This is a genomic window from Desulfocicer niacini (genome assembly GCF_054657595.1).
Genome location: NZ_BAAHYK010000007.1, coordinates 13,038 through 31,592, shown reverse-complemented (window position 1 = coordinate 31,592; position 18,555 = coordinate 13,038). Strand labels below are relative to the sequence as shown.

Below are 18,555 nucleotides of genomic sequence, written 5' to 3'. Positions count from 1 at the left end.
AATGAAACTTTTCTTTGGCAAAATTCGACATCAAATAATGGCAGGCACACTGATCCTGTGCATTATCATGATAGCCGTGGGATTTTCCACCATCCGGTATGTAAAACAAGTTTCCCATCAGGTCAGCGAACTGACGGACAACCTATCTTTGCAGATGACCCTTTCCAGGGATATTGCATCCAAAACAATTCTAAGTCGGCTACATGCAAATGCCTATGTGGAGGAACAATCCCAGCAGCGCCTCAATGAATTTATTCGAAATCATCGGGACCTCAACACCTTGATTGATACCTTGGAACCCATAGCCCAGTCTTCACATCGCAACCCGATCCTGGAAAACATCCGTACCTCTGTCTTGGCATATGGCAAGGCCTTTGGGCGGGTGGTCCAGTTAATCCGCCTGCAACAAGATATTCTGGCCAACGAAATGATACCCAGCCAGTATCGTATCGACAGCCGATTCAGCGCACTTCGCACGGGCATCCCCGGCAAAGATACCCTGCAGCAGTTTCTGGCACTGGGGAATGCCCAAATGGCCTGGATGCAAATGGTCAACCACAGCATCCAATATACACAGAATAAAAATGCACGCCATGCCGTTCTCTTCAACAAATACTTTGTCTCGGCACAAAAGGATCTGTCAAGCCTTATACCCCTTTTCCAGGAAGATTCCCTGGAACAAAAAAATGCCGTGGAAGCCTATAACGCCATGGGTAGATTTTCCACCGGATTTGAAAAAATCCATGTTGCATCCATTGAATTAAATCAGCTTTTAAAAACCACCTGCAAAGACCTGGAAGCTGAAATCAATGAAGCCGTTGACGCCAGCGTAAAAAGCATTGAAGCTGAATACAAAGCCCAGAACATTACCTCAAAAAAAATCTTAACCAAAAGCTGGTTTCTTCTATTTTCCGCCTTCGTGATTTCACTTGTGCTGGGAACCATTATAAGCTTTTTGATTACCTCAAAAATAACCACCCCCATTCACCAGCTCATGTGTGCTTCCAGAAATATCGCAGACAGAGATCTCCACCACTTGGCAGGGCACCTCACAGCACTTTCAAAGGGAGATCTGGAACAGGATTTCCATATATCTGCCCAGCCCCTGCACATCCGTCAAAATAACGAAGTAGGGCAGATGGCAAATGCCTTTAATGACATTGTTCACCAGCTGGGTCATACAGAAAAAGCCTTTTCACGGATGAAAGCATATTTAAGGTACATGGCAGATACGTCCACCAGTGTTGCCAATGGTGATCTGTCCGTGGAAGCAGCTGTAATTTCAGAAAAAGATGAACTGGGAAATGCCATTGCCACCATGGTGAACAATCTGAGAGTCTCCCACACCAAAGTTCAGCAGTATCAGAATCACCAGCAGGATCTTGTGGAAAAGAAAACCGCCCAGTTAAAAGCCACTAACAGCCAGCTTCAAAAATTCAACCGGGATTTGAACCGGGAAATTGAAGAACGCAAGGATGCACAGGATGCCCTCCAAAAGAACAAACAGCAGCTGAATCTGGCTCTCAAGGCAGCGGTCATGGGTATATGGCAATGGACACCTTCCACCGGAACAATGCTCCTTTCCGGCGAACATCCCGCGCTTCTGGGGATTGACAAAAATATGTTCAAAAACACCCTTGAAGACTTTAAAACATACATTCATCCCGAAGACAGGGAAGTTGCCGACCTTTTCTTCAAAGCAATTGCATCGGAAAACACCGCCGATTCTTTTACGTACAAAGTGGTGTGGCCCGACGGGACCATCAGATGGATGCACTCCCACGGGAAAGCCATCTGGGATGACACCACTCGTATCCACCGCATTGTGGGGATCACCCAGGATATCACCCAACGTATTCTGGCTGAACAGGAACACAGTGAAAAAAAGAAGCTTGCTGCGGTGATGGAAACCGCAGGTGCCGTGTGCCATGAGCTGAACCAGCCCCTGCAGATCATATCCGGATGTTGTGAACTTTTAAATGAAACCCCGAATCTAAGCCCGGGAACTGCCCGGAAACTGGCCATGATTGATCAGCAGGTAAAGCGGATGACCACCTTGAACCATAATCTGATGAATATCACAAGTTACCGCACGAAAGCGTACCTGACCTCCACCATTATTGACATCAGCGAAGCCTCCAGGAAAAAAGAAGCGGAAGAAACCTGATCATCCAGTGCCAACAAGTCAAAACCCAATCATCTTCAGAAAGGAATGATTCATGCGTCTAAAATCTATTCCCAACTGTGGCAGAACCCTTGATTCAGTGCGCCTGCGGCGCACTGAATGCCGCAGGAATTTATGATATTTATGAACTCACGTGTTGGGCTTGCTCATAAAAATTTTATTGATATACCATTTATCAAGCCCAGGTTACTGCATTCTATGAAGGCCGCCCCGGGGAAACGGCAAATTAAACACAGCCGAGTCCCTAAGATGGTTTGATTTTTATTACAATCATGATAAAAACACGGCACTCAAAATAATATTTAACGAAACTTTTCAGTTTGGAAGATATCATGGGACCCAAACGAAAGTTCACAAAAAATCCGTGAGCCCGCAATGAAAACCGATCAAAGCATCTTGCCTGAAAAAAGTTCTCCATTATCCCAATTTTTACAAGGGGCAAAGGATACCTTTCCTTTAATTGTAGGTGCCATTCCTTTTGGCATTATCTTTGGAACCCTGGCCGCCACGGCTGGCCTTTCCTTTGCCGCCACCATGGGAATGTCTCTATTTGTTTTCGCCGGCTCCTCACAGTTTGTGTGTGTGAGCCTGGTGACGGCGGGTACAGCCTGGCCCATGATTGTCTTGACAACCTTTGTGGTGAACCTACGCCACATGCTCTACGGCGCCACCATGGTGCCATTTTATAAAAATTTGCATCCCCTGTGGAAAATGGTGCTGGCCTTTGGGCTAACGGATGAAACCTTTGCCGTGGCTGTTACCCGGTACATGCAAAAAGATGATGCCCCCCATAGAGAATACTACAACCTTGGCTCCATGGTGTTCATGTACACCAACTGGAACCTGTGCACCATCATTGGCCTCACAGCCGGAAAAACATTCCCGGGCATCTCTGAATGGGGACTCGATTTTGCCATGCCTGCCACCTTCATAGGTATTGTCATTCCCTATCTTGTGTCAAAACCCATGTGGGCCTCGGTAATAACTGCCGGAACGATATCCATTCTGGCTGGCGGACTTCCCCATAAACTGGGACTCATGGTGGCGGCAATTGCCGGTGTTACAGTGGGCCTGGTGTGTGAGAAATTCTTTTGCAGCAAAAAGGAGGCGGCATGATCTTTGGCATAGACATTCAAATGAATGAAATTTATATGGTTGCAGGAATGGCGCTGGTAACCTTTGGCATACGATATATCATGTTTCCCATTGCCGGACGTTTTCGATTCCCAGAACTGTTTGAAAAAGGCCTGTCATATGTCCCGCCGGTTGTACTCACCGCCATTATTGTGCCAGCTATTCTCATGCCCACAGGGGACACCCTTAATTTAAAGTTGTCCAATCCCTATCTTATCGGGGCCATTGCCGCCTGTATTGTTGGTGGACTGTTTAAAAATCTGCTGTTGACCATTGTGGTGAGCATGACCGTGTTTTTAGGGTTTCAATGGATATTTGCCATGGGGTAATTTAGAAAATCGTATGGCTTTTAAAGCACAATTTTCTTTAAGGTATAATATTAGTAAAGTCATGGCACTGATTGCAAAAAATTTCCGATTTTTTATGTATATGGTGGCAAAGATCACAATCAAGATCCTGTCCATAGTGGATTGAGTCATGGGGATTCGGGTCCAGCGTATCAGTAAGAGCTGCGACCTTCTGCCCGTTTATATGGCACTTTAAACAACGATCCGTTCCAACCAGACCGTAGCTCTTTTTTTCTCCATGACAATCACTGCAGAAGACGCCCCTGAGCAGGTGCAAATGACTTCCGGAAATTTTACCATCAAGAGACATTTCCTCCTTTTCATGGCATTCAAGACACCCGTCCATTCGCATGCTTTGGGTTGAGACATGATCCGCACCCAATATGGATTCGTTCTGGTGACACTGCCTGCAATCTCCAGGCCCATCTATCACTACTTTTCGATCGGCTGAAACACCATTCCCCACCCATAAAAAGATCAAAAACAAATAGAGCATTACACTCTTAATTATTTCAAAAAAAGCGTTTGTCGTCATTGAAATTTTCATCTATTCCTCTTCATCCTCAGCTTTTTTGATTTTTCCATTCAAGCGTGTTGAGTATGGCCCGACGATCAAATTTTTAAAACCGATATCCGGACAAGTGGGGGTCAGGCATGTGTTATTGTCATGATAGACAAAGCGCCATTCAAGCCTAAATCCAAACAATCATACCAATAACGCAAACCTGACCCCTTTTTCCGAATATCTGCAAAAAATCCGATCATCGAATATAAAGTCCATCTTAAAGCCGGAAGTAAACACAATCTAACCGCTTTGATATTCTTTAATCCCATGGGCATAAAAATCAATTAGGAATCCAGTAATTTCCAATTTACCGTTTAGTCATGACAAAATTCATAAAACAATGGTCGTCTGGACTTTATAAACGGTAAATTGACACGCTTTAAGTCCCTTACGCCTAACCCCAAGATTCTTCAAGGATTGAATTTTTCCCGGCAATTCTACCGAATACCAAACAATCGGTGGTGGCATTACTTCCCAGGCGTACAGCTCCGTGCACGCCCCCCGTAACTTCTCCTGCAGCGTATAAACCCTTTATCGCCCTGTGCTGGAGATCCATCACCTGGGCTGATGTATTGATCTGAATGCCGCCCATGGTATGATGAACCTTAGGCCACAGCCGCATACCATAAAAGGGTGCCGTTTCCACAGGTTTGGCATCTTTTTGAAATGGTCTCCCAAAATCATCATCCCGGTCACTTTTTTGATACGCATTATACTTTTCTATTTCCGCCTTAAGCCCCGGAAGGTTTATCTTATATTCCGATGCAAGAGCATCAATAGTATCAAATTTTTTTACAACACCCCTTTCAAGCATTTTATCGAGCTTGGCAGTTCTGGATACACCGTTTTGATCAGCGATCCCTATGGCATAGTGTCCTGTTTTAAGGATTGCATCCGCCCTTATTTTTCTATCGGCAAGCTCGTTCACAAAGCGTTTCCCATTGCTTGGATCCACCATGAGACCATAGGGGAAAGCGGCTGTAATCGAAAAAATGTAGCCTATCCCCATTCCCTTTTCATCCGGGCAGGCCCAAGGCCCCAGCTGAATCCAGGAAATCTGTACAGGCATTGCACCCAAACGAAATGCCTCACTTAATCCTTCTGCCGTGGCTCCCATCTGATTGGTACAATCAACGTCTCTTGTCAGCCTCGGGTCTTGAATAGTCCTGAAATCTATGTCATTACCAAACCCTCCTGATGCCAGAATGACTGCCTTGTTTGCCTTTAGATAATTTATCCTACCGCTTCCAGCGTTTGAGAATTTATAGTTGGAAAATACCTTTACGCCCTTTACCCTGCCATCCTCGCCCTGGAGAATACGATCCAAATAATTTTTGGTCCTTACCTCAATGCCGAGGCTTTTAACTTTATCGAGTTGAGGCCTGACGATTCCCGCACCTGAACTGTTGGTAGTATAGTAACTGCGCGGTACAGAATGCCCGCCCAAATGCGTTACCCTCTCTTTATATTTGCATCCCAGATACTCAACCGTCCAAAGAATCGCATCACTGGATTCTCGAGCAACCATCATTGAAAGCTCAGGATGATTGATTCCAAGGCCTGCTTTCAACATATCCTGGTACATTAACTCCGGTGAATCTTTGATCCCTTCTCTGTCCTGTAGAGGGGTTCCACACCCGGCAATCAGTCCACCATTAATTATTGAATTCCCACCGGGAACAGGCATTTTTTCAAGAACCACCACAGAAAATCCTGCATTCTTGACCTCAAGCGCCGCTGCAAGCCCGGCAAATCCACTGCCGATGACAACAACATCAAAACTTTCATCCCACTTTTCAGGGACTTCTGAGGCATGGGAGATTTTGGGTTTAATCACGAATCCCCCTGCCGTCATTCCAGCCACCGCCAATGCACCACCACTCTTTTTAATAAAACTGCGCCTGCTGAGTTTTTGCTTTTGGGTAAGATTTTCCATTTTCAATCCCTCTCTTTTGTTTAGATAATAGTTATCAACTTCGGGACAAATTGCTCGTGCATATAAACCACGGGACTTAGTCTAAACATCGGCACTTTGGGAAGGGACCCGCCCTGCGTTATCAACGCCTTTGTTGAATTTTTTCTTTGTGTAAAAGCATGGAGCCTGATAAAAGCATCGCTCTCCAAAAACACAAAAGGGCCCCGGTTCCCCGCCAATGATGGATGACCGAGATTATGACCAAGCCCAAAGCATACATATGTAAAAGCATGGAATGTGCCACAACAATAGAATAAAACAAAAGGGAGCTTAACCACTTAATTTAAATAATATTTCTTATTTATTCTTCAAAAAAAATACGATCTTCTTTATGATTTTATAAAAAACATTTTTCCATCCTGTAAAAAAGACGGACATAAACTGATGTCCTTAAGAAGCTGTTTAGAAATTATTTTCAGAGCAAAAAATAACGCTGATATCAGCAACGTCATAACTGCATAATCCATAATGCCTGACCTAACCCTTACCAGGTTCTATCATTTTGGGTTCATCTTAAAATTCAAATTTTTTTACAGGCTTGTGCATGCAGAAGGAGGTGGGAGGAATTACGTTATTAACACAGCAACTATTTCTCCGGCAAACGCCAGTCGATCTCCTGCTTTCCCCGGGCTGTCAGGTACTGATTGGCACGGGAGAAGTGAGCGTTCCCCAAAAATCCCCGGTGGGCGGAAAACGGAGAGGGATGGGCGGACTTGAGAACCAGGTGACGGCTCCCGTCAAGAAACTGCCCTTTTTTTTGGGCATAGCTTCCCCACAACAGAAAAACAAGCCCCTCATGCTTGTCGTTTAAAAGCTGCACAGCCCGGTCTGTGAACCGTTCCCAACCACGGTTCTGGTGGGAGGCCGGTCTCCTTTTCTCAACAGTTAAAACACTGTTTAAAAGCAATACCCCCTGCCTGGCCCAGGAGATCAGGTGGCCGTGACGGGGAGGAACAATCCCCAAATCTCTATGCAGCTCCTTATAAATGTTTATCAATGAAGGGGGGACTGCCACCCCGGGCTGAACGGAAAAGCACAGTCCATGTGCCTGTCCGGTTCCATGATAGGGGTCCTGCCCCAAGATCACCACCTTTACCCTGTCAAAGGGGGTGAGATTAAAGGCATTGAACATGTCAGATCCTCTGGGATAAATTTCTTTTCCCAGCCTTTTTTCTTCCACCAGAAATGCCCTCAGATCCTGCATATAAGGCGCTTGAAACTCCGCCAGAAGTTCTTTTTTCCATGATGGTTCCAACTTGATCTGATCTTGGGATTCAAACATTTTTGAAAATATCCTTATTGATAACCAATTCCTTTCTCAATATTTTCGGATTAAAACGTGTAAACACGGTTGAACGTTTATGATTTTTTTGCTCTGAAATTTGTTATCAGTGAATGCAATCTCTCCTTACGGCATTACCCTGAGCATTTAACGACAACGATTGACCCATATAATGCCTGCAATAACAAAACATGGAAAATCCTATCAATGCCAAGCACAGGGCTACACATGCTGAGCTGAACAACCTGGAGTATAAGAAGAATTCTCAGGAATATCATAAAGCATACCACCCAGGCGCAGATAAAGACGGTCGTCTTTTTCTTCCAGAAAGGGGGATAATTTGACAAGCGCTCTGGGGGTAAATTTAATGCAATGGTCCGGGGTCATGACATAGAGGTTATCATTCCAGGTAAACAAGTGGCCGGGGGGCAAGATCAGGGTCTTTCGAGTATTCAAAACCAGGGTCAATCCCTCTTTTTCCTTTATATCTATGGCAAAAAGAGCCGTGTCTTCATAGGAGAAATACACCTTTTCAAGGATCCCTTCCCGGGTCTGGAAAAGATGATATCCCATTTCATCCTTTTGAATGGATTCATTGAAATGGCGGATAATTTTCGGATGTTCAAACCTACCGGTTTCAGTGTACCAGATTCCGTTTTTATCCAGCCGAAAGAGCGCCTCCTCTCTGGGGATAATCATTTCTTTTGATTTTAAGTCCATTATGTTTGATTCCTGTGCACAAAGTTCATACCTGTCATCCGAATCTTGAATGTAAACGTTAATGTTTAACAGCAGCGCTCATATAAGGCAAGCCTATATTGAACCGCCTGCACAGCAAACCCAACAACTAAGGGAATCAGCAATTTTTTATTTACCGTTTAGCCGGACTGGCATTTATAAAGCGCTGCAACCTGGACTGAATAAGTAGTAAATCAATAAGATCTGACTCCCCAAAAAGTAAGGGATCAGACTTTTGTTATGGGCATTGTCCGTGACGGTAAAATCCTCATCCGCCTTGGTCAATAGCGCAAATAACTTAAATCTGACCCCTTTCATAAAAAAAAGAGACATCCTTCATATCACATCAAAAGTACTTTACCCTTTTCAGGGGGACACCAGAAAATGGCCAGTCACCTCATGAAAGTGTAACGTGTGGATGAAGGATGCCCAAAAAGATCATCACCTAAGAAAAAATTCAGGTTCCATCAAAACACGACAAAGCCGCATTTAAACATGAAACTCCGAGTTTTCTCAGCTGAGTTTCACAGCAGCATTCTCAGCGGCCAGCATGACATGGTAATTCAAAGGAGATGCCGTCAAAAGTGGATGGGTGGCATACTGCATCACTGCCAACTGCTCCGCAGTTAAATGGGCCTGAATAGCTGCGGCAATAATGTTGACCATATCAGAAACAGCTTCACCCCCACTGACATGTCCCCCAATGACCTGGCCGTTATCCCGGCGAAAGAGAAGTTTTATTTTCATGTTGGGCACCGAACCCGGCAGGTGACCGGGATGACGGTTGGGGGCTGTGACCTCACCTTCAACAAATTCAATACCCTCATCCGTGGCACTTTTGCTTGTCATACCGGCAGCTGCAACAGATCGCCCCCCTACCATGGTACTGAAAGCACCCAAGGCACCCATGGTTTCACGGCTTTTTTCCCGGCAAAGATTCGTGGCGGCAATCATGCCTTCACTGCAGGCAACGGAAGCCAGACGAATACCGCTGGGTTTACCCGTAATACAGGAAAATTTGCAGGCGCAGTCACCCGCAGCCAGGATATCCGGATCCTGGGTCTGCATATATTTATCAACTTTGACACCATTCCGGGGATCGGCATCCAGTCCGCATTTTACAGCCAGATCAATATTGGGCTGGGCGCCAATACCGATAATAACCGCATCTGCCGGTATGACTTCACCATCGGCAAGCTTTACCCCTTCAACCTTTTCCTGTCCTACTATTTCTCCGGCCTGACAATTGGTCTTAACCATGACGCCAAGTTTTTTTAGCTCTTCCTCTATCTCAACACAAAAGTCTTCTTCGCAGGCAAGCATCAGGCAATGGGGCATCATTTCCACAATGGTGACGATTTTGTCAAGACCGGCTTTATGCCCCATCAAGGCAATCTGCTCTGCCATTTCAACACCGATGAATCCGCCACCAATGACAACCACATTCCGGGCCGGTTCCAATGCCGTATATACCTCTTTTAAATAATTCGGATCTTTACGGACGGTAAACACATTGGCTTTATCAATACCGGGAAGCGGAGGCACAAAGGGCTTGGAACCTGTGCTGATAAGCAGTTTGCCATAGGAGAGGCGCTCACCATCGTCAAAGACAACCTCCTTTTTGGCTCGGTCTATATTTGCAACATTTCTTTGCAGAATTTCAATACCCTGATCGATAAAACCCTGGTCAGGGATCAAATTCTTGTCAACCTGGCCCATAATTCCGTAGATGTAGGGAATGCCGCAGGGTATAGGTGTATTGACAACATTTCTGATAAGGGTAACTGTTTTTTCTGCTGCTCTTTTCTTCAAGGTTATGGCTGCCATCAATCCCGCTGCCGAACCACCAATAATAACTACATCGCTTCGCATGTTTTAGTTTTCCTTTTTTGGGATATATCCACAAATAACGGTTATTGTTTTTAAGATAACATCTGCTTCCTTATGTCCACATGGGCACAACGAATATTGAAACTTTAATCATTTCAAATACCTGGTCGGGACTTCATATAAAACTTTAAAACTGGGATACTGCAGTAAGCAATATACATACCGAATGCTTTAAAATAAATAAAAAAATATTTCACAAACGTATAACCAACTGAAATAGAAAGACATAGAAAGACATAGAAATCACAACACTCATTGAGCTCTCTTTTGTTTAAATCTTTGTTTGTTAATCACATGTCAAATCACACATTAACAAGTGTTCAATTTTTAAACAATTCTTCCCCGGATGAGCGATGCTGTGATCAAGCCGCAATATGGTCTTCAGAAAAAACTTTTATCCAAAATTTTTCTTCTTTACAGGCAAATTTTATGTTGATATGGAAATGAGCATTAGCTCGCATTGTATGGCAAAACAAAGCAACTTCCGAATTCATAATCAAAGATTCCTGCATCGCCATCAATCACAGTGTGCTTAATCACATTACCGTATTTCAAACAGGGAGACAGCATGAAAAAAAATCTGGCACTATTTATGGTCGTTCAATTTCTGGCATTTCTTTTTATCATCTCATCTTTTGCAAATCCTGAAATTCCAAAAAAGAAACAGACAACGCTGGGAAAATATATCACCGCACAAAAAGCCTATGAACAATACACGAAAAGCCCGGACACGATCCAAATCCTGGATGTTCGAACGCCGTGTGAATATGCCTTTGTTGGCCATGCCCCCATGGCGGTAAACATTCCCCTAAAATTCCTTAAACCGGGCCTGACAGAAGACAACAAATTAATAATGCCTGACAACGAAAATTTTGTTGCCGAGGTGGAAGCAAAATTTAAAAAAACCGACACCATATTTGTAACATGCCGTTCCGGAGGAAGAAGTGCGGCATGTATCAACAAACTGGCCCTGGCAGGCTTTATAAATGTCCATAATATCATTGACGGCTTTGAAGGCGACAAGGACGACAAAGGGTATCGAACCGTTAACGGTTGGAAGAATTCCGGTGCTCCCTGGACATACAAAATTGATCCAACACTGGCGTACAGACCTTAAAAAATAAAAAAGATCTCCTCAACCCAAAGGGTATGGAGATCTTTACAAGAAACAGATCCGACCCGGGACATTCAGTCCGGTCGGATCCGTCATGGTTATGGTACGAACGCATCCCCTATTTTGCCTGTTCCTCGGCACGCAAATCTTTTCTCAAAACTTTGCCCACATTGGACTTGGGCAACGCCTCCCTAAACTCTACCTCCACTGGCAATTTATATTTGGCAAGCTTTGTGGCACAATAATCTATCACTTCCCGGGCAGTCATTTCCTGGCCCTGCTTGAGAATAACAAAGGCTTTTATCGCCTCTCCACGCTTGGGATGGGGAATGCCGATGGTGCAGGCCTCCAGGATTTTGGGATGTTCGAACAGGACTTCGTCAATATCCCGTGGATACACATTATATCCTCCGGAAAGAATCATGTCTTTAATCCGATCAACAATATAAAAATATCCGTCCTCATCCATGGTGGCAACATCACCGGTTAAGAGGAACCCATCCTCGGTGATGGTTTCCTTGGTGGCATCGGGTCTGCCAAGATACCCTTTCATGACCTGGGGACCCCGGATGAGTAATTCCCCGGATTCGCCCAAAGGCACTTCTTTGGTCTTATCGTCAAGATCCATAATTTTAGCTTCCGTATTGGAAATGGGAATACCGATACTGCCCTGTTTCCGGGTGCCATGGAAGGGATTTACAAAGGCAACTGGGGTCGATTCCGTTAATCCGAACCCCTCCACAATAATGGAGCCTGTTTTTTGCTGAAAATTGGTGATCACATCCAGGGGCAGGGGCGCACTTCCGGAAAAGCATCCCTTAATTGAAGTTAAATCTGTTTTATCCATATCCGGGTGATCCAGCATACCGATATACATGGTGGGAACCAGGGGGGCAAAGGTGACCTTGAACTTGCTGATGGATTCAAGCAATGGTTCCGGCTGGGGTTTGGGAACCAGGACGTTGGTCCAGGCCATGCGAATGGCCAGGTTCATGGAGACGGACATGCCAAACACATGAAAGAAAGGAAGGGCTCCCAGCATGACTTCAGCCCCTTCATCAAACCCGGGAAACCAGGCTTCCAATTGCTGAACCTGGTATGAAAGGTTTCTGTGGGTGAGCATGACGCCTTTGGACACGCCCGTGGTGCCCCCGGTGTACTGGTACATGGCCACATCATCCATTGTGACATCCGCCTGGCTGTAATCCGGGGCACATCCGGCAATAAAATCTTTGAATTTATACAGATTTTTTGCAGGGGACACATCGGCTGCCAACCCTCTTTTTTTAGCAACCAGAGGAAACAAAAGACGTTTCGCAAAGGGCAGATAATCCCCAATGGACGTGTAAACAATGCTTTTTATACTGGTTTTTTCTCTGAGTTTAACCATCCGGGCAGCCAGAAGGTCAAGGGTAATTAAAAATTTAGAGTTTGAATCTGTAAACTGATGTTCAAGTTCCCTGTCGGAATAAAGCGGATTGTTGAACACGGCAATTGCACCGATTCTAAGCGTGGCATAATAGGCCACCACGCAGGGAATGACATTGGGAAGCAGGATGGCTACGCTGTCTCCTTTCTGTATCCCCTCTTCCTTAAGTCCGGCTGCAAACGTTGCCACCATTTCACTGAGTTCCGTAAAGGTCAGGGTATACCCCTGGAAATTCAGGGCCGGGGTGTCCGGGAATTTTTTTGTGGATGCTTCAAGGTATTGGGGAATAAAGATATCCTTGAATTCTATATTATCTGGAACCCCCTTATCATAGGACTTTAGCCAGTTTTTTTGGGAATACACACTTTGCTCAGACAACTTCATCTCCTTTCTTCGCTTCACGGTTAAAAGAGAGGCCTCTGCTGGATTTCAGATCTTTATAAATTGAAGACAAAGGTAATGTCCCTACGTAACGGGCTTATATCCATTTATTCCTGATAACGGATACAGCACGGATATGAACACCATCAAAAGTGCAGCAACACAAGCCTGAAACAGCTCACCCAGAAATCAGCCAAAAGATTTAATCTTCAAGTGATAAAGGTAAAAGCAGATTACTGTCAAGAAAAAAAAACAAATAAGCAAACATTGTTCACTCATTTAAATGAAGCTCTTCTTCAAGGTGTTTTTTTATTCTCAATTCAGAGGTGTGAAGCAATGTCCACGTTTTTGATGTTCCTAAAAATGGAGGAGGAGCCAGGCGTACCTTATTCCTTTATCCATAATATTTTGGGTTCGCATCGGGTTTGCCGGCACAGGCCCTTTAAAATCGATTCAAAAGTTCCCACCACATCCGCAGATCATTGAATTCATCGTGACACGCCTTTGTCGGTGAGCTGGCCACCTCACTATTCCATGCTTCAACAAACTCATCAGAATTAAATTTAAACCCATTCTTTTCAAGAATCCTGTGAATTGCATCGTAACTCTCACACCGATTCAGTGTATCCCTGATTCCATGATTTTCTGGAATTGAATGAATAAATCGCCTTGCATCATTTACCGACATCGTCTTATCTCCTTTACTCCAGAGTCATAAGTTCTCATAACTTGTTCAAATCATTATCGCCAACAACATGAGTTGTCATAGTTCAAGCTTAATAATTTCATAGAGTTCAGCAATATCAGCACAAAACGTGCAGAGAACTTATGGCTGTAGAACCCTTTATAAATACGCACCCTGTTGACACTGCTGACAATCCATTGATTTGCACACAGGATGCCGCCCTGCAAGATTGATCAAAATCATATTTCAACAGTCTGATATTAATACAAATAGATTACCATACCTTCAAAAACAAAAAACATAACACTTAAAAAAATTAATTACAATTTTGAGACTAAACATATAAATACTTTCAATTTTGGAGTGAAATTCAAAAATTTTTATCCTGCATTCACGCCCCATTTCTGAACTCAAAAACAATTCTGCTATATGCAAGTAAGGAGAGTTGGGTTATGAGCATCGACAATTAAATACTGGTCCAATTTTTGCTTATCATGTCAGAAATGGGGCCTGCGCAAATACATGGACACCCGTCACAGTTGGCGGAGGAATGGAGTCAAGCTTGTGTTGTGACCACTCTCAAATAAGAAGAAGAGGCAATAAAAAACGCATCAAAGTTCAAAGGGAGAAAAATACAGTGAAAAACACCGCCCCCGGCCATTTAGAAACGCAGCCAAGGGTAAAAAAAACAACCTCCCAGAGGGCTAAAATGGAAGAAAGTTTTCCCCATTGTCAATTCAGCCTGTGCAATGTACCGCCGTGGGTTGTTGGTTCCAGAGCCTTTAATGACAACCCACAGCAGCTGCATATTCAAGGCGTTCGGACCACCCATTCTCATTTTTTCAACCAACTGGATCAATTATCAACCTGGGAGGAAAGGGCCAGGATATTTCAAGATTACATGGAAGTTGCCTTTCATCTTCACCAATGGCGCAAAGCAGATGCACCTAATGATCATGTCAGTCTCAAACACAGTTATCTTAGATTTCTCCGGGGATGGCTGTTCAATGCAAGTTCCGTTGAAGGCGCTGTGATAAAGGGATGGGTGGAAAGCCGAATGGGGCTGCAACCCACCTATCATCGCGGTCATATTCCGGGAAAGAACAGCGAGAAATATTTTGCTTACTTGACAGACCGCATGGAGGCGGCTGCACGCACCAATGCCATCTTTTCACAACTGGATCTTCTCTATGAGTTTGTACAGTACGAGATGGAACGTCGAGATTCCAGCCTCACCCACATCACCCTGTTCAGGGGCATTTACGATTTTGATGAACATGAAATACTTGTACAAAAGGATGATCGAAGGGCCGTGGTCCGTCTCAACAGCCTAAATTCGTTTACCCACGATTTTGAACGGGCATGGGAGTTTGGCACCTTTGTGTTCGAAGCAAAGGTGCCGGTTTCAAAAATATTCTTTGACGGCTCATTTCTCCACGCAGGGATTCTAAGGGGAGAAGAGGAAGTACTGGTCATCGGTGGAATCTATGACATCACAAGACGGTTGGTATAACGTTCATATCCTGACAAATAATGAAGTTTCTTAACGCCTGGCAAGGCAAAAGGGCTGATCGCCTTTGGATCCGAATGGACCGGATCGGGTGACCGTTGGGAGCTCTGCTGTCAACATTTTCATATAAAAAACTCGATAATCCAATTATTTATCTGTCATACAGATAACCATGGGAGATAAGGGATCTGTAATCTAAATGAAAAACATTGAAGCACTTGACTGGGAGGAAGTTATAGACAAGGCAAAGGCAGCATTCATGGGGGTTGCCCTGGGAGATGCCCTGGGTGCCACCACAGAATTCATGACCTCCCGAGAAATTAAAGTTAAATTTGGCGTACACAAGCAGATTATCGGAAAAGGATGGCTTTATCTCAAACCCGGCCAAGTGACCGACGATACTGAGATGTCCATCTGGATGGGGCGGGCCATTCAAAATTCCGGCGGGTGGAATTTATCAGCCATTGCTGAAGGCTTTGCCCACTGGATGAGAAGTCGCCCGATTGACATCGGCTCCACCTGTTCCAGGGGCATCAAGAACTACATTGTACATAACCGTCTTGAGGTCCCGCCAAGCCCATGGGATGCAGGTAACGGTGCCTTGATGCGCATGGTTCCCGTTGCCCTTTACAGCCTGGGGGATAAAGAAATCCTTGCTCGCTATGCCGTGGAACAGGCACACCTTACCCACAACAATCCCCTGTCCGATGCGGCATGTATATTTTTTGGCCATCTAGTTCATCGTGCCATTATGGGGGCCACACGGAACCAGCTTCGTGACCTTGTCGACAAGTTTATCATGGCACACCCAAAATTTCGCTATCATCCCTATCCCCAAAACAGCTCTGCCTATGTTGTGGATACCGTGCAGACCGTATTTCATTTTCTATTTTCAACACAAACCTTTGAAGAGTGCCTTGTGGGTACCGTGAACCAGGGAGGGGATGCAGACACCACCGGGGCCCTGGCCGGCATGCTTGCCGGTGCACTTTACGGGGGCCGTCAAATACCCAAACGCTGGTTGAAATGCCTGGACCCCAAGGTCTCTTCCGAGGTTCCTCTACTGGCAGAACACCTTGTAAACCACTCTCCTCTGGCCCGGATACAATGACTGGCTTATGCACAGCATAGCTCGGAAAATTGTGGCGCAATAATGAGGAATGTGCCATACAAAAAAGTAGATTTTCTGGATGGACTCAGTGACTGGGGCAGTCGCCTTTTTGATGCCCTGATTTTCCTGTCCGACGGAATCAGTTATAAGGGGGCGCATTCCCATTTTCCCGGTTGGATGCTTAATCAGAGAGGGGTCAGGCTTGCGTTATTGGCATTATCGGTGGTTTTTGCGTTTGCACAGGCTGTGGTCGATAACGTCAATAACACAAACCTGACCCCGTTGGCCCCACCAACTATGACAAAAAAACCATATTGTGATCAAACCGGGAAAATGGGAATGCGCCCGTTATAAGGCCTATCTCATTGTATGAAGTGAAAAACGGTATTGATTGACACAGTGGCGATTCTGTCAAAAAACAAGGTTCATGTCGCATTTGGGGGTCTTGTTTTTTATCGAGGGTGCTGATTGATAAGGGGGGTGCATGCTGTGACCAACCCCAAATTATAACTTATTCATGGTGATATCATAGATACAAAACTCACAAGATTATACTTTCGACAATTTCGATTGCTTTTAATCGCCGTATTTATGTTGATTGGACTCGTACCACTGATATCCTTCGGATATATAGGGATATCCCAAGGGAAACAAATGATTAAGGAAAAAGCAGCTTCGTATTTAATGAATTTATCTAAAAGGAACGCAGAATCTATCAAGCAGTTCATGATAGAACGGGTGAATGATATTAATCTGCTGAGTAATATTTTAGATGTTTCAGACTCAAACTTCGAGTATCATATTAACCAAATAAAAAATGATCCACGCAGACCATATATTGATTTTTTTATTTTAAGCCAGTCCGGAAAGTTGATATTCAATTCAAGAGGAGGACTCATTGATTCCAAAATTCTGGAAACATCCAGTGAGCCCACTTTGTCATGGAAGGGTGTTCGAATACAAAAAAAAATTAAAGTTTTAGGCAAAGACAAATCAAATCCAGTATTAATGTTATCCAAAAAACTAACGAGCCAGAATGGAAATGATCCAAAATATCTCTATACCTTGGTTGATTTCAGGTTCATTGATGCACTATTAAAGGAAAATAATATAGAAAATACTGGTGAGGTATACCTGGTCAACGAAGAGGGGTTGTTTTTATCTACTTCCCGATTCGGAGCCAAAGCCCTTCAAAGCAAGATTTCAATCCAGGAGATACCATTAAATAGCAAGTTGTCTGCCCATCAATCAATTGATTACCGTGGGGAAACCGTCTTGCAATCACGACAAAGGATACCTCCTTTCAACTGGATTGTTGTTGCTGATCAGGATATGGTTGAGATATTAAATCGTATTAAGGAACTTGAAAAAAAAGCACTGATTTATGCTTCCATAACTGGATGTGTTGTGTTTTTTTTGGCTTTTTTTATATCAACGGCTATAGCAAACATGCTGAAAGGAAAATATCAGCGTGAAAAAGAAATGGAATTTCAACTCATTCAAAATGAGAAGCTGGCATCTTTGGGGTTACTAACTTCCGGGCTTGCCCACGAATTAAATACGCCTTTGGCAAATGCCTTACTTTATACTCAAATTGCCCTTGAAGAGCTGGAGGAGGAGGATCTCAATAAAAATAGCATCTGCCAGCATCTGTCAACCGTGATTGATGAGGTTAAACAGGGAAGCAGCGTTATAAAAAATCTTTTATACTTTTCAAGGCACACTCACAGTGATTCCCCAACAGTTGACTGCAATAAATTATTGGTTAAATTGATGGAAATTACCATTCCTCACTGCGATTCAAAAAATATCCATGTGGAAATGGAATTGGAAAATGACATACCTGATGTCATAGCGAATGCCAGTACCTTACAATCAATATTAACGAATCTGGTTGCAAATGCTGTTGAAGCAATGCCTGATGGCGGCAATCTTAAATTGAAAACTCGCTTTATCCCGGTACTGAAAATGGTTAAAATTGAAGTGACCGATTCCGGCAGTGGGATTCCTGAAGAAGACATTTCAAACATATTCGCCCCTTTTTATTCAACTAAAAAACCAGGAGAAGGCACTGGTTTAGGTCTATTTGTCAGCTATGAAATGGCAAGAAAATTGGGCGGTGATTTAAAAGTCGTAAGCTCAACCCCCAATAACTCAAAACAGTCGGGTACAAGTTTTACGCTTGAACTGCCTATAGAGGATTAATGAT

Annotated in this window: 16 protein-coding genes; 8 read left to right on the top strand and 8 right to left on the bottom strand. The window is 44.1% G+C overall.

Annotated features, from left to right (window positions below):
- The first annotated feature begins 1 nt into the window (after nt 1).
- The 3 genes from ACYQ2M_RS05010 to ACYQ2M_RS05000 all read left to right on the top strand — a co-directional run bounded on the left by ACYQ2M_RS05010 (nt 2) and on the right by ACYQ2M_RS05000 (nt 3,648).
- Nucleotides 2-2,167 carry a PAS domain-containing protein gene (locus ACYQ2M_RS05010; protein WP_459915223.1) on the top strand — a complete coding sequence of 722 codons (2,166 nt, stop codon included), beginning with the start codon at nt 2-4 and terminating at the stop codon, nt 2,165-2,167.
- Nucleotides 2,168-2,560: 393 nt separating this feature from the next.
- On the top strand, nt 2,561-3,301 hold the full coding sequence (locus ACYQ2M_RS05005; protein WP_459915222.1) for an AzlC family ABC transporter permease: 741 nt from the start codon (nt 2,561-2,563) through the stop codon (nt 3,299-3,301).
- Nucleotides 3,298-3,648 (top strand): AzlD domain-containing protein, encoded by a 351-nt coding sequence (locus ACYQ2M_RS05000; protein ID WP_459915221.1) that lies wholly within the window; start codon nt 3,298-3,300, stop codon nt 3,646-3,648. Before ACYQ2M_RS05005 ends, ACYQ2M_RS05000 begins: the two co-directional genes overlap by 4 nt.
- A gap of 37 nt (nt 3,649-3,685) precedes the next feature.
- Here ACYQ2M_RS05000 and ACYQ2M_RS25620 read toward each other — a convergent pair whose 3' ends face one another.
- The 6 genes from ACYQ2M_RS25620 to ACYQ2M_RS04970 all read right to left on the bottom strand — a co-directional run bounded on the left by ACYQ2M_RS25620 (nt 3,686) and on the right by ACYQ2M_RS04970 (nt 10,610).
- Nucleotides 3,686-4,162 carry a cytochrome c3 family protein gene (locus tag ACYQ2M_RS25620; RefSeq protein ID WP_487247201.1) on the bottom strand — a complete coding sequence of 159 codons (477 nt, stop codon included), beginning with the start codon at nt 4,160-4,162 and terminating at the stop codon, nt 3,686-3,688.
- 463 nt (nt 4,163-4,625) lie between these two features.
- Nucleotides 4,626-6,086: a flavocytochrome c gene (locus tag ACYQ2M_RS04990; RefSeq protein WP_459915333.1), complete on the bottom strand. Its 1,461-nt coding sequence runs from the start codon at nt 6,084-6,086 to the stop codon at nt 4,626-4,628.
- 706 nt (nt 6,087-6,792) lie between these two features.
- Complete coding sequence (ung, locus tag ACYQ2M_RS04985; RefSeq protein ID WP_459915220.1) at nt 6,793-7,488, bottom strand: uracil-DNA glycosylase; 696 nt, start codon at nt 7,486-7,488, stop codon at nt 6,793-6,795.
- A 222-nt stretch (nt 7,489-7,710) separates the two neighbouring features.
- Nucleotides 7,711-8,208, bottom strand: coding sequence for an MFS transporter permease (locus ACYQ2M_RS04980; protein WP_459915219.1), 498 nt, complete (start codon nt 8,206-8,208; stop codon nt 7,711-7,713).
- A gap of 531 nt (nt 8,209-8,739) precedes the next feature.
- A complete protein-coding gene (locus ACYQ2M_RS04975; protein WP_459915218.1) occupies nt 8,740-10,098 on the bottom strand; it encodes an FAD-dependent oxidoreductase in 1,359 nt (452 codons plus the stop codon).
- A gap of 380 nt (nt 10,099-10,478) precedes the next feature.
- The gene (locus tag ACYQ2M_RS04970) at nt 10,479-10,610 is read right to left on the bottom strand and encodes a hypothetical protein (RefSeq protein ID WP_459915217.1); all 132 of its coding nucleotides are present in this window, start codon (nt 10,608-10,610) and stop codon (nt 10,479-10,481) included.
- 74 nt (nt 10,611-10,684) lie between these two features.
- On the opposite strand from ACYQ2M_RS04970, the gene ACYQ2M_RS04965 reads away from it, so the two are divergent.
- Complete coding sequence (locus ACYQ2M_RS04965; RefSeq protein ID WP_459915216.1) at nt 10,685-11,233, top strand: rhodanese-like domain-containing protein; 549 nt, start codon at nt 10,685-10,687, stop codon at nt 11,231-11,233.
- A gap of 115 nt (nt 11,234-11,348) precedes the next feature.
- On the opposite strand, the gene ACYQ2M_RS04960 is transcribed toward ACYQ2M_RS04965, so the two are convergent.
- Together ACYQ2M_RS04960 and ACYQ2M_RS04955 are read right to left on the bottom strand one after the other, a co-directional pair.
- The gene (locus ACYQ2M_RS04960) at nt 11,349-13,037 is read right to left on the bottom strand and encodes a long-chain-fatty-acid--CoA ligase (RefSeq protein ID WP_459915215.1); all 1,689 of its coding nucleotides are present in this window, start codon (nt 13,035-13,037) and stop codon (nt 11,349-11,351) included.
- 445 nt (nt 13,038-13,482) lie between these two features.
- On the bottom strand, nt 13,483-13,728 hold the full coding sequence (locus tag ACYQ2M_RS04955) for a Nif11-like leader peptide family natural product precursor (protein WP_459915214.1): 246 nt from the start codon (nt 13,726-13,728) through the stop codon (nt 13,483-13,485).
- A gap of 634 nt (nt 13,729-14,362) precedes the next feature.
- On the opposite strand from ACYQ2M_RS04955, the gene ACYQ2M_RS04950 reads away from it, so the two are divergent.
- The 4 genes from ACYQ2M_RS04950 to ACYQ2M_RS04935 all read left to right on the top strand — a co-directional run bounded on the left by ACYQ2M_RS04950 (nt 14,363) and on the right by ACYQ2M_RS04935 (nt 18,551).
- Entirely contained in the window at nt 14,363-15,238 is an 876-nt protein-coding gene (locus tag ACYQ2M_RS04950) for an NAD(+)--dinitrogen-reductase ADP-D-ribosyltransferase (RefSeq protein WP_459915213.1), read from the top strand.
- A gap of 196 nt (nt 15,239-15,434) precedes the next feature.
- Nucleotides 15,435-16,346, top strand: coding sequence for an ADP-ribosyl-[dinitrogen reductase] hydrolase (gene draG, locus ACYQ2M_RS04945; protein WP_459915212.1), 912 nt, complete (start codon nt 15,435-15,437; stop codon nt 16,344-16,346).
- A 51-nt stretch (nt 16,347-16,397) separates the two neighbouring features.
- A complete protein-coding gene (locus tag ACYQ2M_RS04940) occupies nt 16,398-16,700 on the top strand; it encodes a hypothetical protein (RefSeq protein WP_459915211.1) in 303 nt (100 codons plus the stop codon).
- Between the two features lie 300 nt (nt 16,701-17,000).
- On the top strand, nt 17,001-18,551 hold the full coding sequence (locus ACYQ2M_RS04935) for a sensor histidine kinase (RefSeq protein WP_459915210.1): 1,551 nt from the start codon (nt 17,001-17,003) through the stop codon (nt 18,549-18,551).
- The last annotated feature ends 4 nt before the right edge of the window (nt 18,552-18,555 follow it).

Bases quoted from the DNA above. Each gene is read 5' to 3' on its own strand.
- ACYQ2M_RS05010 (WP_459915223.1), top strand. From the start codon at position 2: ATGAAACTTTTCTTTGGCAAAATTCGACATCAAATAATGGCAGGCACA.
- ACYQ2M_RS05005 (WP_459915222.1), top strand. From the start codon at position 2,561: ATGAAAACCGATCAAAGCATCTTGCCTGAAAAAAGTTCTCCATTATCC.
- ACYQ2M_RS05000 (WP_459915221.1), top strand. From the start codon at position 3,298: ATGATCTTTGGCATAGACATTCAAATGAATGAAATTTATATGGTTGCA.
- ACYQ2M_RS25620 (WP_487247201.1), bottom strand. From the start codon at position 4,162: ATGCTCTATTTGTTTTTGATCTTTTTATGGGTGGGGAATGGTGTTTCA.
- ACYQ2M_RS04990 (WP_459915333.1), bottom strand. From the start codon at position 6,086: ATGACGGCAGGGGGATTCGTGATTAAACCCAAAATCTCCCATGCCTCA.
- ung (WP_459915220.1), bottom strand. From the start codon at position 7,488: ATGTTTGAATCCCAAGATCAGATCAAGTTGGAACCATCATGGAAAAAA.
- ACYQ2M_RS04980 (WP_459915219.1), bottom strand. From the start codon at position 8,208: ATGGACTTAAAATCAAAAGAAATGATTATCCCCAGAGAGGAGGCGCTC.
- ACYQ2M_RS04975 (WP_459915218.1), bottom strand. From the start codon at position 10,098: ATGCGAAGCGATGTAGTTATTATTGGTGGTTCGGCAGCGGGATTGATG.
- ACYQ2M_RS04970 (WP_459915217.1), bottom strand. From the start codon at position 10,610: ATGAATTCGGAAGTTGCTTTGTTTTGCCATACAATGCGAGCTAATGCT.
- ACYQ2M_RS04965 (WP_459915216.1), top strand. From the start codon at position 10,685: ATGAAAAAAAATCTGGCACTATTTATGGTCGTTCAATTTCTGGCATTT.
- ACYQ2M_RS04955 (WP_459915214.1), bottom strand. From the start codon at position 13,728: ATGTCGGTAAATGATGCAAGGCGATTTATTCATTCAATTCCAGAAAAT.
- draG (WP_459915212.1), top strand. From the start codon at position 15,435: ATGAAAAACATTGAAGCACTTGACTGGGAGGAAGTTATAGACAAGGCA.
- ACYQ2M_RS04935 (WP_459915210.1), top strand. From the start codon at position 17,001: ATGATTAAGGAAAAAGCAGCTTCGTATTTAATGAATTTATCTAAAAGG.